Here is a 14,650-nt window from a genome sequence, read left to right as displayed (position 1 = left end):
GCGCGACCGCGCGTCACCGCTCACGCAGCTGATCGGCGATCTCGGCATCCACCGTCCGGATCGTCGCAGTGTCGATATCGGGCAGAGCTCGCTCGAAACGCGCCTGGCGGCGCTTCAGCCACAGCCCGAGCACGATCAGCACGATCATGACCGAGTAGATGACGATCGAACCGGGACTCTGGACGAGATAAAGCGGGTCCCCCTGGCTGATGGCCATCGCCTTGCGCAGCTGCTCCTCTGCCATCGGTCCGAGGATGGCGCCGACGACCATCGGCGACACCGGGTATCCGTGTCGACGCATGAAGAACCCGATCACGCCGAGCAGCAGCAGCACGCCGATGTCGAAGACCGTGAAGTTCGCGGCATAGGCGCCGAGCCCCGCGAACACCAGAATCCCGGCGTAGAGGTAGGGCCGCGGGATCCGCAGCAGCTTCGCCCACATCCCCACCAGCGGCAGGTTCAGGATGATCAGCACGACGTTGCCGATGTACAGACTCGCGATGAGTGCCCATACCAGCGCCGGCTGCGTATCGAACAGCAGCGGGCCGGGACGGATCCCGTAGGTCTGGAAAGCCGAGATGATGATCGCCGCGGTCGCCGTCGTCGGCAGACCCAGCGTCAGCAGCGGAACGAGCACGCCGGCCGCGGCAGCGTTGTTCGCCGCCTCCGGACCTGCCACGCCCTCGATCGCGCCCTTCCCGAACTGGCGCCGGTACGGATCCTTCGCGAGGCGTTTCTCCGTGGCGTAGGACAGGAACGTGGCGACATCCGCGCCGCCGGCCGGGATCGAGCCGATCGGGAAGCCGATGACGGTTCCGCGCAGCCACGGCTTCCAGGACCGCTTCCAGTCCGAGCGCGACATCCAGGTGCGCCAGCTCCCCGAGACCGGGATGATCGGCAGCGTCCCCTGTCGCAGCCGCGACCCGACGTAGAGCGCCTCACCGACCGCGAAGAGACCGACCGCGACGATGACGACATCGATGCCGTCGCCCAGATTCGGGATGCCGAAGGTGAACCGCGCCTGTCCGGTCAGCGTGTCGGTGCCGACGAGTCCGAGGAAGAGTCCGATCGACAGGGACACGATCCCTCGGATCGGGCTCGACCCCAGCAGCGCCCCCACGGTGAGGAACGCCACGATCATGAGGGCGAAGTAGTCCGCCGGGCCCAGCGTGACCGCGAAGTCGGCGATGAACGGCGCGAACAGCGTGAGGAGGGCCGTGGCGATCGTTCCGGCGATGAACGAGCCGATCGCCGCGGTGGCCAGCGCGGCCGTCGCGCGGCCCATTCTGGCCATCTTGTTGCCCTCCATCGCCGTGACGATGGAGGCGGACTCCCCGGGGGTGTTCAGCAGGATCGAGGTCGTCGATCCGCCGTACATGCCCCCGTAGTAGATGCCGGCGAACATGATGATCGCACTCGTCACATCCAGCGAGTACGTCAGCGGCAGCAGCAGCGCGACCGTCATCGCCGGCCCGATGCCGGGGAGCACCCCGATCGCGGTGCCCAGCAGCACCCCGATGAACGCGAACAGCAGGTACTGCGGCTGCAGCGCCGTCGCGAAGCCGTCCATGAGCAGCTGCAGACTATCCACCGAACACCCCCGGAAGCACCATCCCGAACGGCGGCAGCGACAGCCCCAGAAGCGTCCCGAACAGCACCTGCGTCAGGATGCCGAGGGCTGCGCCGATGATCAGCGCCATCCACCAGCGCGCAGCGCCCAGCGCCAGCGCCGCTCCGCTGAAGAGGACGGCCACTGCCGCGGGCCAGCCGAGCAGCGGGATCACGAGCATCAGCGAGGCGAACGACACCACGAGCAGCAGCACCGTCTTCCAGGACGTGCGGGCCTCGGTGTCGATGTCCTCCGCTTCGTCCGGCTGTCCCACATCGCCTCGGAGAACCGCGATGATGGCCCCGAGCGACGCGAGCAGCATCAGCCCGGTCACCGCGTAGGGCAGCACGCGCGCTCCGAGCACGTTCGACGACCCCATCGGTTCCCGGATGAACCCGGTCATCACCAGCGCGACGGCCGAGAAGCCCGCGATCACGACGAGGAAGACCAGCTCACCTGCCGTGCGGGAGCGGGGAGCCCCGACGATCGCCGACGCTCCCGTCGTGATCGACTCGCTCATTCGATCAACCCGATGGTCTTGAGCGTCTCCTGGGTCGAGGCGATGTCGCCCTCGAGGAAGGATGCGAAGTCCTCGCCGACCAGGAACGCGTCGGTCCAGCCGTTGGTCTCGAGCACCTTCGTCCACGCGGCGCCGTCGTGCGTCTCCGTGACGAGGTCCTCGAGCGCTGCCTTCTCGTCCTCCGAGATGTCCCCGGGGGCGATCAGGCCGCGCCAGTTCGTGACGACGATGTCGATGCCCTCATCGGTGAGCGTCGGCACCTCCGGGAGCAGCGCGGCCGGCTCATCCGACGACACGGCAAGGGCCTTCAGCTCTCCGGCATCCACCTGCTGCGCGAACTCGCCGACACCGGAGATCCCCGCCTGCACCTGACCGCCCAGCAGAAGCGTCAGTGCCTCGCCGCCGCCCGAGTTCGCGATGTAGTTGAGGGTGCTGGGCACGTCGGCGGCGTCCACTCCCGCCTCGGTCAGCAGCTGCCCGGCCAGGATGTGGTCGATGCCTCCGGCGGAGCCGCCGGTCACGGCCATATCGGCCCCTTCGTCGACCCAGGCGTCGACGAAGTCCTCGATCGTGTCGTACGGGCTGTCCTTCGGGACGACGACCACCAGCGGCTCCTCGGTCAGCTTGGCGATCGGCGTGGTGTCCTCGATGCGCACGTCGGAGGCGTTGGTCTCGACGGCGCCCACCATGACGCTGCCGGTGATCATGAGTGTGTTCGGGTCCGTCTCGGTCGCGAGCGAGGCGAGACCGACGGTTCCTCCGGCGCCGCCGATGTTGCTCACAGGCGCGGAGGAGACGAGCTTGTCGGCGGTCGCGGACTGCGCGAAGGCGCGCGCCGTCTGGTCCCAGCCGCCGCCGGGGTCCGCCGGAGCGATCACGGCGACGCTGTCGATCGTGATCTCGCCGCCCGTTCCTCCGTCGCCGCCACCGGACGGAGCCTCACCGGAGCACGCGGCGAGCGTGAGTGCGGCGACGCCGACGGCTGCGCCCCAGACGAATCGGGTGCGGATGCGGGTGTGCTGTGTCATGAACTCCTCCTCGAGTCCTCGGCCCGGCGACAGTGCCGGGGTGTCACGCCCACCTTGGACCGCTGTCGCTCCGGGCACAGGTTGCGTACGAAACGACGGATTGTGGTCGTTTTGGTCGAACAGTGCTCGAGCGGCAGACGCCTAGCATGGGAGACGTGGTGAAGGCGATGACGCTCCGCACGCAGCTGGTGCTGCTGCAGGTCGTCATCGTGCTCGCGATCGTGCTGACCGTGGGGCTGGCCGCGATGCTCACGCAGGAGCGGCAGATCCGGGAAGCCTCGCAGGAGCGCATGATCGCCGTCGCCCAGTCGGTCGCGCAGCTCCCGACCGTCGTCGCCGCGTACGACGATGCGGATCCGGCAGCGGTGATCCAGCCGATCGCCGAGCTGATCCGCGATTCGTCGAACGTGGCATACGTCGTCGTCACGGATCACGACGGCATCCGCTTCTCGCATCCGAACCCGGAGCGCATCGGAGAGCCGGTCTCCACCGATCCGACCGTCGCCCTCTCTGGCGAGATCTACACCGGGACCCAGACCGGCACGCTCGGCGAATCCTGGCGCGTCAAGGTGCCGGTCTTCGACGAGAACGACACGGTCATCGGACAGGTCTCGGTCGGGATCCTGGAATCGGATCTGCGCGCCGACTTCCTGGGCGACATCACCGGCTTCCTGCTCGCGCTCGGCGGCGCGACCGTCGTCGGCGTCGTCGCGGCCACCGGCGTCGCGCGCATCGTGCGGCGCCGCATCTTCGGACTCGAACCGGAAGAGATCCGAGGGCTCCTCGAGACCAGGGAGGCGACCCTGCACGGCATCCGCGAGGGCATGCTCGCGCTGGACGAAGAGGGGCGGGTCTCCCTGTGCAACGACTCAGCAGCACGCCTGCTCGGGTTGGAGTCACCGGCCGAGGCCGTCGGACGCGCAGCATCCGAGCTGCTGGAGGACCTGACGCTCGTGATCGCCGAGGCGGATGCCGATGACGATGCCGCCCAGCGATTGGTCCTGTCCGGTGAACGGGTGCTGCTGGCGCGTGCGGCATCCGTACGGGTCAAGGGCCGCCGCGTCGGCACCGTGGTCACGCTGATGGACCGGACCGAACTCGACCATGCGCTGCGCGAGCTCGCCGGTGCGCAGAGCCTGGCGGAGGGCCTGCGCGCCCAGCAGCACGAGTTCTCGAACACCCTGCACACGATCGGCGGACTCATCGAGCTGGGCGAGGTGGACGCTGCGCGCCGAGTCGTCGAGCGCGTCGGAGACGGCGGAGCACTCAATCGCCTGGACGCCCCCACCGGCGTACATGACATCGAGCTGGCGGCCATCCTGCTCGCGAAACGGGCACGTGCACGCGAGCTCGGCGTCGTCTTGACCGTGACCGATGACTCGCAGCTGCCGGCCGACAGCGGAGGAGACGATCTGAGCACCGTGGTCGGGAACCTTCTCGACAATGCTCTGGATGCCGCGGGGCAGGGCGGCCACGTGAGCATCGCGCTCACCCACGAAGCCGGTGGAGGCATTCGCGTCGCCGTCGAGGATGACGGCCCGGGTGTCCCCCTCGAGCGGCGCGGCGACGTGTTCCGGCTCGGCTTCTCCACCAAGCCGGACGACCGCCAGCGCGGCTACGGCTTGACGATCGTCTCCCGCATCGTGGAGCGACGCGGCGGATCCATCGATCTCGGGCCGTCGCCCACGGGCGGTGCGCGCTTCACCGTGCGCATGCCGATGGGACAGCCCGCAGGGACGATTCGATGACCCGGCTGCGTGCACTCGTCGTCGAGGACGACTTCGCCGTCGCGCATGTGACGCGCGGATTCGTCGAGCGGCATCCCCGGTTCGAGGTCGTCGGTGTCGCACCGACCGGGGCCGATGCCCTGCGCGCTGTGCACGAGCTCGCACCGCACGTGATGCTGCTGGACGTCTATCTGCCGGACATGTCCGGCATCGAAGTGCTCCGTCGGGCTCGCGCCGCCGGGGCGCATGTCGAGGTGATCGCCGTCACCGCGGCCCGGGACCTGGAGACGGTTCGGCGTGCCAGGGCGCATGGCGTGCATCACTACGTGGTCAAGCCCTTCCCGATGCAGACGCTGCACGAGCGCCTGGACGACGTCTGGCGAGTGATCGCACGGGACGCCGAGCTCACGGGAACCGGCGAACTCGACCAGGCCACCGTCGATGCGCTCATGCGGCATGACGCGGTCGCCATCGCCGCGCAGCGCAAGGGGGTCTCCCCCGCGACGCTGCAGCGCGTCGCCTCCGCCCTGGAGTCCCGGGAGGCCGCGATGTCGGCATCCGAGGTCGCCGATGCGCTCGGGATGTCGCGTGTCAGCGCGCGGCGATACTTGGAACGGCTCGTCGATTCGGGTCTCGCAGAGAGCACCCCGACCTATGGCAGCGTCGGCCGCCCCGAGTTGCGCTACCGATCGCGTTCCTGAGCAGGCTGCGCGTCCGCCCCATCCTGCCTGAGGCGCTCCGCTCTGTGCTCCTCGTCGAGGTCTCGGCGCACCGCCGCAGCGATCGCCGAGGCATCGCGCAGTTCGACCTGCACCTGGCGCTCCGCCGGGAGCCCCTCTCGCAGCTGGCGCACGCGCTCCAGCTCGACATCGATCTCGACACCCATCAGCAGCGCCATGTTCGCGATCCACAGCCACAGCAGGAAGATCAGGACGCTCGCGAACGGTCCGTAGAAGCGCTCGTAGTCAGCGATCACGGTCACATAGAACCCGAACCCCGCTGAGGCAATGCCGAAGACGAGCAGCGCAGCCACCGCACCGAGGCTCATCCAGCGGAAGCTCCGCGGCGCGACGTTGGGCGCGAAGCAGTACAGGATCGCGATCAGGACGATCGTCACCACCGCCAGCGCCGGCCACCGAAGGACAGACCAGACGAACAGCCCGACCTCTCCGACTCCCCAGAGCTGACCGACACCGCGCGACACCCGCTCACCCGTGATCGCGAGGAGCACTGCAGCAGACACCAGCACGATCAGCACCGCGGTGAGCAGGAGGTGCATCGGCTTCGACTTCCAGAACGGTCGCCCCTCCTCGACGCCGTACACGCGATTGGCGGCGCGGCTGAACGACGTGATGTATCTCCCCGCCGACCAGACCGTCACGAGGAGGGATGCCGCCAGCACCCATCCCGTTGCGCGCGTGTCCGCGAGCGCCGCCAACGGTTCGCGCAGTGCCGCTGCGGCGCCCTCGGGAAGCACCGGCTCCACCGCACGCATCAGGTTCTCGAGGCGTGCGCCGTCCCGGCTGAGAAGTCCGATGACCGAGATCACGGCGATCGACGCGGGCACGGCGGCCAGCAGCGCGTAGAACGTCAGCGCTGCGGCCGCATCAGGGCACCAGTCGGTTCCGAACTTGCGCACCGCGCGTCGTGTCGCCAGCGCCCAGGCCTCGCGCCCGAGGCGCCACGGCGTCGGCGAGACGGACGCGTCGTCCTCATGGGCTCTGGACATCGTCTCCTCTTCTCGGCTGAACATGCAGGAGCACGATGATACGCCGAAGATGCGTCGCCACCAGGATCCCGGGGCCCAGGATGCTGCGTGCGGCCGGCTGCCCCGCAACCAGAGCTTCCACCAGCATTCGAACCTCGTGCGCGGCTGACTCGCGCGCGCGATGCGCATCCCCGTCCGACGATCCGATCACGGCGATCGCGCTCGCGGTGGCCTGACACGCTCGTCCGACGAGCGGGGTCAGTGTCGGATCGAGTGGGAAGGCCGTCGGACGTTCTCGCACGATGTCCTCCAACGCGTCGGAGATGTCGCGCACTCGCACCGCGACGCATTTCGGTTCCGCTCATACGAAGCGCCGCCAGAGAAAGACGGGCATGGGAACCTCCAGCGTCGGGTGCACACCATGCTGGTCGCCGCCCGCGCCGAGCGCAGGAGGGTTGACACCGCGGGCAGAAGGCTGCGCGGCATCCGTTCCGCGATGGTCAGGCGCCCGGCCGGACCGTCACGTCCGTGATGTCCGCGTCGCGCGGCAGGTCGAGTGCGGCGAGGATCGTCGTGGCAACGGATTCGGGATCGATGAACCGCTCCGGTTCGTACTCGGCCCCCTCCTGCTGGTGCACGCGCGCCTGCATGGGCGTCGCGGTGCGGCCAGGATAGACCGACGTCACACGGATGCCGTGCTCAGCCTCCTCCGCCCGCAGGGAATCCGCCAGGGCCTTGAGCCCGTGCTTGGATGCCGCGTACGCCGACCATCCCGCGTGCGCGTGCAGACCTGCTCCCGAGTTGACGAACACGACCTGTCCACGCGAGACACGCAGCACCGGAAGCATCAGCCGGGTCAGTTCCGCCGGCGCCATGAGGTTCACCGCCAGCTGGTGCTCCCACAGGGACACCGGCACGTCGGCCACCGCTCCGAGATCGACGACGCCCGCGACGTGCACGAGTGCGTCGATGCGATCCGGCAGCTGCTGCTTGGACAGCGCCCAGGACAGGCGTCCCGGGTTGGCGAGGTCGCCGACGAGCGTTCCCGCGCCGGGAAGCGACGCAGAGATCTCCCGTGCGCGCCCGATGTCGCGGGCGAGCACGATGACCTCGTCCCCGCGGTCGAGCAGCCGGCGTGCGAGCACCGCGCCGATTCCGGAGCCGGCACCCGTGAGCAAGTGGACGGCCATGTCAGGCGCGGTCTGCGGGCTCTGCCAGCTCGATCGGGACCACAGGGCAGTCCTTCCAGAGGCGCTCGAGGCCGTAGTAGACGCGCTCCTCCGCGTGGAACACATGCACGATTAGGTCGCCGAAGTCCATCAGGACCCAGCGCGCTTCGGCACGTCCCTCGCGGCGGACGCGCTTGTGTCCGGCCTCGATGAGCTTGTCTTCGATCTCGTCGGCGATCGCGGCGACGTTGCGCTCGCTGTTTCCGGTGACGAGAAGGAAGATGTCGACGAGCGGAAGCGGCTCGGAGACGTTCAGTGCGAGGAGATCCTCGCCGCCCTTGGAAGCCGCCGCGTTCGCGGCGATCTGGAGCATCTGCTCCGCGGTTTCAGGTGATTGCATCACAGCACATTCGTGGTGAAGGCGATGATCAGCGCGGCCGCCAGCGCGAGAGCGAGACCGCCGGCGGTGATCGCGAGGATCAGCATCAGCTTGTTGCCCTTCTCGGGTGCTGGTGGACGGATGACCTCGCCGGCGGGCTTGATGGTGCTGATCGCGGAGCTCGCCGCGATCGGCGTGGGAGAGGATGCCGGCGGCAGCTCGCCATCGATGAGAACCGCATCGATGTCCTTGCCGTCGGTGGTCCCCTTCGCGTGTCCTTGAGAGCCGAGACCCTCCGGGAGATCGTAGGACCCGGTGATGAGCACCTCGCCGGTGGAAGCGACCGGCCCGGAGAGCGAACCCTCCCCAGGCGGCGGGTTGAAGATCAGCGCACTGGGTGCGAGGTGCTGCGACCCGGTGGAATCGCCGACCGTGATGAGCTCGTCGAACGACGGCGTGAACGGCGGAGTCTTCTTCTCTTCGGACAGCACGCTCTGACCGAACATCGGGCTCACGGTCGGGCGCTCGCCCTGCTCGGACGGGTCATCGGTGTGCTCGATGGCGTCCGCGTCGACTCCGAGGTCGGCGAGCTCCGCCTCGGCGGGCTCATCCGTGTCGTCCTCCGACGATGCGGAAGGCTCTTCAGCGGGCTCTTCCTCGTCGCTCCCGACAGCATCGGCAGCGGCGCTCTCCCCCTCGGGCTCGGCGTCGGCCTCGGGCTCGGCGCCCGTCTCGGCGGTGCCTGCGGCCTCATCGTCGGACTCTTCCGCCTCCGCGGTCTCGTCGTCGCTCGGAGCGGACGCAGCCGCCGGAGCGAAGACCGGCACGCCGGAGACGATCGCCGGTTCTTCCGACTCGGTGGGCTCTTCGGCAGCTTCGTCTGCCGTCTCCGCGGCGTCGTCCTCAGCAGCCGCCTGAGCGGCTGAGGCTTCCTCGGCACCGATCACGGGCACGGAAGCCGTGCGGATGCGCTCCTGCTCGCGTGCCTGGCGCCGTGTGAGGGGCTGAGCTCCGAGGTCGACGGAATCGTCCGCGACGGGAGCCGGCGCGACCTGCACTGGGTCGGCAGCACGAGGCGCGCGCGGCACGGACGCGGCCTCCGCCGCCTCTTCCTCCGTGATCACCGGTGTCGCGCCAGTCAGGCGGATCTCCCGCAGCTGCTTGCGCGTCAGCGGTTCCTTCCCTTCGCTGTCCGATGTGCTCATGCCTTGCTCCGATACAGGTGATGCTTCGCGATGTACTGAACGACTCCGTCGGGGACCAGGTACCAGACCGGTTCGCCCTCTTCGACGCGCTGCCGGCAATCCGTCGAGGAGATCGACAGAGCCGGCACCTCCAGCTGGCTGACGTCGTCGCTCGGGAGGCCGTCGGTGCTCAGAACGTGTCCTGGACGCGAGACCGCGACGAAGTGGGCCAGATCCCACAACTCATCATGGTCCCTCCAGCTGAGAATCTGCGCTACGGCATCCGCGCCGCTGATGAAGAAGAGCTCCGCATCCGGCCGCTGGTTCTTGAGATCGCGCAGGGTGTCGATCGTGTAGGTGTCGCCCTTGCGATCGATGTCGACCCGGCTGACGGTGAACCGCGGATTGGATGCCGTGGCGATCACGGTCATGAGATAGCGGTGCTCACTGGGCGTGACCGTGCGCTTCTGCCACGGACGACCGGTGGGAACGAAGACCACCTCATCGAGATCGAACTCGTGCGCGACCTCGCTCGCCGCGACGAGGTGACCATGATGAATCGGATCGAATGTTCCGCCCATCACCCCGATACGCGGTGCCCGCGAGTTCGTGTGCTCCATCCGCGGCTCAGTGGCCGTGCCCAGCCCCGTGGCCGTCCTTGCCGTGCTGCGCAGCCCAGGCCTCCGCCTTGGCCGAGTGACGGTTCGCGACATGGCGGTACGAGAAGGTCACCAGACCGAGGAGCGCGAAGACGATCGCGGCGATGACGCCGAAGATCAGCGTTTCGAGCGCCACATTGCCGTGATGCTCGGTCTCAGCGGCTGCCATCGCGAACTGTGCGACGAGATTCATCCTTGCTCCGTTTCGTGACCGGGGGCGCGAACGCGCTCCCCCATCCTATCGCTCAGCCGCGCGTCTGCCCCGCCCCACGCGCGAGCCACTTCGTGCTGGTGAGTTCGGAGAGCCCCATCGGCCCGCGGGCGTGCAGTTTCTGGGTCGAGATGCCGACCTCGGCACCGAAGCCGAACTCCGCGCCGTCGGTGAAGCGGGTCGACGCGTTGACCATGACGACCGCCGAGTCCACCTCCGCCAGGAAGCGCTCGGCGTTGCGGGTGTCGGTGGTGATGATCGACTCGGTGTGACCAGTGCTGTACCGGCGGATGTGCGCGAGCGCTTCGTCGAGCGAATCCACGACCTTGATGGCGATGTCGAGGCTGAGGTACTCGGTCGCCCAGTCCTCCTCGGTCGCGGGGATCACGTTGCTGACCAGGCCGGCCACGACATCATCGCCGTGCACGGCGACGCCCTCGCTCTGCAGCGCGCTGGCCACGAGCGGGATCAGCCGCGGCGCGGCCTGGCGGTGCACCAGCACGGTCTCGACCGCGTTGCAGACGCTGGGGCGCTGGACCTTTGCGTTGACGACGATGTCGGTCGCCCAGTCGGCCGGTGCCGTCTCATCGAGCACGATGTGCACGACGCCGGCGCCGGTCTCGATCACGGGAACCGTGGACTCCGTGACGACGGTCTCGATCAGCGACGCGCTGCCACGCGGCACGAGCACGTCGATGAAGCCGCGCCCGTGCATGAGCGCCTTCGCACCGTCGCGGCCGAAGTCGTCCACCGTCTGAATCGCCTCGGCGGTGACACCGGCGCCGACGAGTGCCGCGCGCATGATCTCGACGAGCACCGTGTTGGAGTTCCGTGCCGCGCTGCCGCCGCGGAGCACGACCGCGTTGCCGGATCGCAGAGCGAGCGCCGCGATGTCGACGGTCACGTTCGGCCGGGCCTCGTAGATGGCACCGACCACACCGAACGGCACGCGCACCTGCTGCAGCGCCACGCCGTTGGGCATCCGGTGCCCGCCGACGACCTGCCCGACAGGGTCGGGCAGCGCAGCGACCTCTCGAACGGCCGATGCCAGCCCGGCGATGCGCTTCTCGTCCAGACGCAGTCGGTCGATGAGAGCAGCACCGATTCCGCCGGTCTCGCCGCGCGCGATGTCTGCGGCGTTCGCGGCGATGATCTGCTCAGCGCCGGCCTCGATGGCCCGTGCGATCGCTTCGAGGGCGTCGGCCTTGGCGTCGCTGGTGAGCTGGGCGACGGCGCGCGACGCCTCCTTGGCGAGCACAAGGCGCTCCTGCGGACCTGCGGTGTCCGCTCCGACGGTCTCGACGGCTGCGGTGAGGGTTTCGACGCTCATCAGCCCAGTTTATCCAGCGCCCGATCGCGCCAGGGCCGATATGACGGCGCCCGGAGCGCGGTGATCAGGCCTGGGTCGCGGGGACGAACCAGGTGCCGATGTGCTCGCCCGAGAGCGCTCGGTCGATCAGGTCGGCGCTCGTCACGAGCACGCCGATTCCGGATGCCGCGGCGAGCCGAGCGGCGGACACCTTGGTGGCCGCGCCGCCGGTGCCCACGCTGTTGACGACGCTCGCACCGAACTCGAGCCCCGCGAGGTCCGCGTCGGCCGCGATCACGTCGAGCGGCTCGGCATCCGGATCCGTCGGGGGCTTGGTGTAGAGCGCTTCGACGTCGCTGAGCAGCACGAGGGCATCCGCCTGGATGAGCTGCGCGACGAGCGCGGCGAGCCGATCGTTGTCGCCGAACCGGATCTCCTGCGTCGCGACGGTGTCGTTCTCGTTCACGATCGGCAGGATGCGCAGCCCGAGGAGGCGCTCCATGGCGCGGCGCGCGTTGCTGCGGGAGGTCGGCGTCTCGAGATCTCCGGTGGTGAGCAGCACCTGTCCGGCGACGATTCCGAACGGACGCAGCGCCTCCTGGTAGCGGTACACCAGAATGTTCTGTCCGACGGCCGCGGCAGCCTGCTGGGTGGCGAGATCGGTGGGCCGGGCATCCAGGTTGAGGAACGGGATGCCGGTGGCGATGGCCCCGGACGACACCAGGACGATCTCGCACCCGCGACCGTGCGCCTTCTGCAGCGCGTGCACGATCATCGGGATGCGCCAGGAGGCCTCACCGCTGATCGACGACGAGCCGACCTTGACCACGATGCGTGTCGCGGTGGCGAGCTCGGCGCGGGTGCGAGCGGTCATGCCTGGTCCTCGTCGAGATCCTCCTCGGTGACGAGGCGGCGCTCTTCGGCCTCGGCGCGCAGCGCGGCCTTGGCATCCATCCGCTCGTAGTACTGCTCGCGGCGCTGGCTCGTCGTACGACGCGGGTTCTGAGCCGCGAAGCGCGGATCGGTGCCACGGGGCGCGACCATGAGCTCGGCAGCTGAGGACATCGACGGCTCCCAGTCGAACACCAGGCCGTCACCCTCGCCGATGACCACCGTCGCGCCGGGGGTCGCGCCGAGGCGGAACAGCTCGTCCTCGACGCCGAGGCGCTCGAGGCGGTCGGCGAGGTAGCCGACGGCTTCTTCGTTCTGGAAGTCGGTCTGCTGCACCCACCGCACCGGCTTCTCGCCGAGCACGCGGTAGACGTTGCCGTACGTGCCGCCTTCGACGCGTACGCTGAACTCTTTCTGGGAGCCCTTCGGTCGGATGACGACGCGCTCCCGCGGCGGCTCGACGGCGAGTTCGGCACGGTGCTTCTCGACGATCTCGCCGAGCGCGAAGGTCAGCGGCCGCAGGCCCTCGTGCGAGACCGTGGAGATCTCGAAGACGCGGAAGCCGCGTTCCTCGAGCTCAGGGCGGACCAGTTCGGCCAGATCGCGCGCCTCTGGCACGTCGACCTTATTGAGCGCGATGAGCTGCGGGCGGTCCAGCAGCGGGATCTGACCCTCGGGAACCTCGTAGGCGGCGAGCTCGGCGACGATGACATCCAGGTCGCTGATCGGGTCGCGACCGGGTTCGAGCGTCGCGCAGTCGAGCACGTGCAGCAGAGCAGAGCAGCGCTCGACGTGGCGAAGGAACTCGAGGCCGAGGCCGCGTCCCTCGCTGGCGCCCTCGATGAGGCCGGGGACGTCCGCCACCGTGTAGCGGGCATCTCCTGCTTGGACGACGCCGAGGTTCGGATGCAGCGTGGTGAACGGATAGTCGGCGATCTTCGGACGCGCGGCGGAGATCGCACCGATCAGGCTGGACTTGCCGGCCGACGGGTACCCCACCAGCGCCACGTCGGCGACGGTCTTGAGCTCGAGGACGACGTCGCCCTCGAAGCCCGGTGTGCCCAGCAGGGCGAAACCGGGTGCCTTGCGCTTCGGCGAGGCGAGAGCGGCGTTGCCGAGCCCTCCCCGTCCGCCCTGGGCGACGACGAAGCGCTCACCGGGGATCACCATGTCCAGAAGGACCTGGCCATCGGCATCCTTGACGACCGTGCCGACCGGGACCGGGAGCTCGAGCGTCTCCCCGGCGTAGCCGGAGCGGTGGTCGCCCATGCCGAAGCCGCCGTTGCCGCTCGAGCGGTGCGGCGAGTGATGGTAGGACAGCAGCGTTCCAGTCTGCGTGTCCGCGACGAGGACGATGTCGCCACCGTCTCCGCCGTTGCCCCCATCGGGGCCGCCGAGCGGCTTGAACTTCTCGCGATGAACGGAGACGCAGCCGTTGCCGCCCTTGCCTGCACGCAGGTGGAGCGTCACGGTGTCGACGAACGTGACCATGTGATGTCCTCGGTTCCTGGGCTGATCTGGACGGCGGGAATACACGAACGGGACGGGCAAAAAGCCCGCCCCGTTCGGATGCTTGCTGTGCTGTGTTACTCGGCAGCAGCGACGATGTTGACGACCTTGCGGCCGCCCTTCGCGCCGAACTCGACCGAGCCTGCTGCGAGAGCGAACAGCGTGTCGTCGCCGCCACGGCCGACGTTCACGCCGGGGTGGAAGTGCGTGCCGCGCTGGCGGACGAGGATCTCGCCGGCGTTGACGGTCTGGCCGCCGAAGCGCTTCACGCCGAGTCGCTGTGCGTTGGAGTCACGACCGTTGCGGGTCGAGCTCGCGCCCTTTTTGTGTGCCATTTCTCAGCTCCCCTTCGTGCTTACTTGATGCCGGTGATCTTGACGCGCGTGAGCTCCTGACGGTGGCCCTGGCGCTTCTTGTAACCGGTCTTGTTCTTGAACTTCTGGATGACGATCTTCGGGCCGCGGAGGTTGCCGAGAACCTCAGCGGTGACTTTGACCTTCGCCAGCTTGTCGGCGTCGGTGGTCACCGTGGCGCCGTCGACGAGCAGCACTGCTGCCAGCTCGATCTTCTCGCCCTGGGCGGCCTGCACACGGTCGAGCTGAACGATCGTGCCGACCTCGACCTTCTCCTGCCGTCCGCCGGCGCGCACTACTGCGTAAACCACTTGATACCTGTTTCATCGGGGAGCCTGTAGCTCCGAAATCTCACGGGAAAGACTGTGCCTGCGTTCGTCGCAGGTCTGACGGG

The 14,650-nt window shown here is 68.7% G+C and carries 16 protein-coding genes; 2 read left to right on the top strand and 14 right to left on the bottom strand.

The features are described 5' to 3' along the window. Nucleotides 1–13: 13 nt before the first annotated feature. The 3 genes from ACWAT3_RS00925 to ACWAT3_RS00915 are packed head-to-tail and all read right to left on the bottom strand — an operon-like array spanning nt 14 to nt 3,157. Nucleotides 14–1,591 (bottom strand): tripartite tricarboxylate transporter permease, encoded by a 1,578-nt coding sequence (locus tag ACWAT3_RS00925; RefSeq protein WP_460795122.1) that lies wholly within the window; start codon nt 1,589–1,591, stop codon nt 14–16. Then, nucleotides 1,584–2,129, bottom strand: coding sequence for a tripartite tricarboxylate transporter TctB family protein (locus ACWAT3_RS00920; protein WP_460795120.1), 546 nt, complete (start codon nt 2,127–2,129; stop codon nt 1,584–1,586). Before ACWAT3_RS00920 ends, ACWAT3_RS00925 begins: the two co-directional genes overlap by 8 nt. Continuing rightward, the gene (locus ACWAT3_RS00915; protein WP_460795118.1) at nt 2,126–3,157 is read right to left on the bottom strand and encodes a Bug family tripartite tricarboxylate transporter substrate binding protein; all 1,032 of its coding nucleotides are present in this window, start codon (nt 3,155–3,157) and stop codon (nt 2,126–2,128) included. The genes ACWAT3_RS00920 and ACWAT3_RS00915 overlap by 4 nt, the downstream gene beginning before the upstream one ends. A 146-nt stretch (nt 3,158–3,303) precedes the next feature. Between ACWAT3_RS00915 and ACWAT3_RS00910 the strand changes: the two genes are divergently transcribed. Both ACWAT3_RS00910 and ACWAT3_RS00905 read left to right on the top strand, forming a co-directional pair. Further along, on the top strand, nt 3,304–4,905 hold the full coding sequence (locus ACWAT3_RS00910) for an ATP-binding protein (protein ID WP_460795116.1): 1,602 nt from the start codon (nt 3,304–3,306) through the stop codon (nt 4,903–4,905). Then, nucleotides 4,902–5,585, top strand: coding sequence for a response regulator (locus ACWAT3_RS00905; RefSeq protein ID WP_460795114.1), 684 nt, complete (start codon nt 4,902–4,904; stop codon nt 5,583–5,585). Before ACWAT3_RS00910 ends, ACWAT3_RS00905 begins: the two co-directional genes overlap by 4 nt. On the opposite strand, the gene ACWAT3_RS00900 is transcribed toward ACWAT3_RS00905, so the two are convergent. The 11 genes from ACWAT3_RS00900 to rplU all read right to left on the bottom strand — a co-directional run bounded on the left by ACWAT3_RS00900 (nt 5,567) and on the right by rplU (nt 14,567). Beyond that, nucleotides 5,567–6,613, bottom strand: a complete 1,047-nt coding sequence (locus ACWAT3_RS00900; protein ID WP_460795112.1) for a YihY/virulence factor BrkB family protein — start codon at nt 6,611–6,613, stop codon at nt 5,567–5,569. The two genes, ACWAT3_RS00905 and ACWAT3_RS00900, sit on opposite strands and share 19 nt — an antisense overlap. Before the next feature lie 479 nt (nt 6,614–7,092). After that, on the bottom strand, nt 7,093–7,782 hold the full coding sequence (locus tag ACWAT3_RS00895) for an SDR family oxidoreductase (RefSeq protein ID WP_460795110.1): 690 nt from the start codon (nt 7,780–7,782) through the stop codon (nt 7,093–7,095). Between the two features lies 1 nt (nt 7,783). Then, nucleotides 7,784–8,161: a ribosome silencing factor gene (gene rsfS / locus ACWAT3_RS00890; RefSeq protein WP_460795108.1), complete on the bottom strand. Its 378-nt coding sequence runs from the start codon at nt 8,159–8,161 to the stop codon at nt 7,784–7,786. Further along, the gene (locus tag ACWAT3_RS00885) at nt 8,161–9,345 is read right to left on the bottom strand and encodes a hypothetical protein (RefSeq protein ID WP_460795107.1); all 1,185 of its coding nucleotides are present in this window, start codon (nt 9,343–9,345) and stop codon (nt 8,161–8,163) included. Before ACWAT3_RS00885 ends, rsfS begins: the two co-directional genes overlap by 1 nt. Then, nucleotides 9,342–9,944, bottom strand: a complete 603-nt coding sequence (gene nadD, locus ACWAT3_RS00880; protein ID WP_460795105.1) for a nicotinate-nucleotide adenylyltransferase — start codon at nt 9,942–9,944, stop codon at nt 9,342–9,344. The genes ACWAT3_RS00885 and nadD overlap by 4 nt, the downstream gene beginning before the upstream one ends. A 7-nt stretch (nt 9,945–9,951) precedes the next feature. Beyond that, entirely contained in the window at nt 9,952–10,176 is a 225-nt protein-coding gene (locus ACWAT3_RS00875; protein WP_376180527.1) for a hypothetical protein, read from the bottom strand. 52 nt (nt 10,177–10,228) lie between these two features. Continuing rightward, entirely contained in the window at nt 10,229–11,524 is a 1,296-nt protein-coding gene (locus ACWAT3_RS00870; RefSeq protein WP_460795102.1) for a glutamate-5-semialdehyde dehydrogenase, read from the bottom strand. Nucleotides 11,525–11,588: 64 nt separating this feature from the next. Beyond that, nucleotides 11,589–12,377 (bottom strand): glutamate 5-kinase, encoded by a 789-nt coding sequence (proB, locus tag ACWAT3_RS00865; protein WP_460795100.1) that lies wholly within the window; start codon nt 12,375–12,377, stop codon nt 11,589–11,591. Next, the gene (gene obgE, locus ACWAT3_RS00860) at nt 12,374–13,885 is read right to left on the bottom strand and encodes a GTPase ObgE (protein WP_460795098.1); all 1,512 of its coding nucleotides are present in this window, start codon (nt 13,883–13,885) and stop codon (nt 12,374–12,376) included. Before obgE ends, proB begins: the two co-directional genes overlap by 4 nt. Before the next feature lie 95 nt (nt 13,886–13,980). Next, nucleotides 13,981–14,238 (bottom strand): 50S ribosomal protein L27, encoded by a 258-nt coding sequence (gene rpmA / locus ACWAT3_RS00855; RefSeq protein WP_243225898.1) that lies wholly within the window; start codon nt 14,236–14,238, stop codon nt 13,981–13,983. 20 nt (nt 14,239–14,258) lie between these two features. Beyond that, on the bottom strand, nt 14,259–14,567 hold the full coding sequence (rplU, locus tag ACWAT3_RS00850) for a 50S ribosomal protein L21 (RefSeq protein WP_264155001.1): 309 nt from the start codon (nt 14,565–14,567) through the stop codon (nt 14,259–14,261). Nucleotides 14,568–14,650 lie beyond the last annotated feature (83 nt).

The sequence above is a fragment of the Microbacterium sp. GXF0217 genome (genome assembly GCF_054798195.1).
This window is presented reverse-complemented; position numbering and strand designations above follow the sequence as displayed.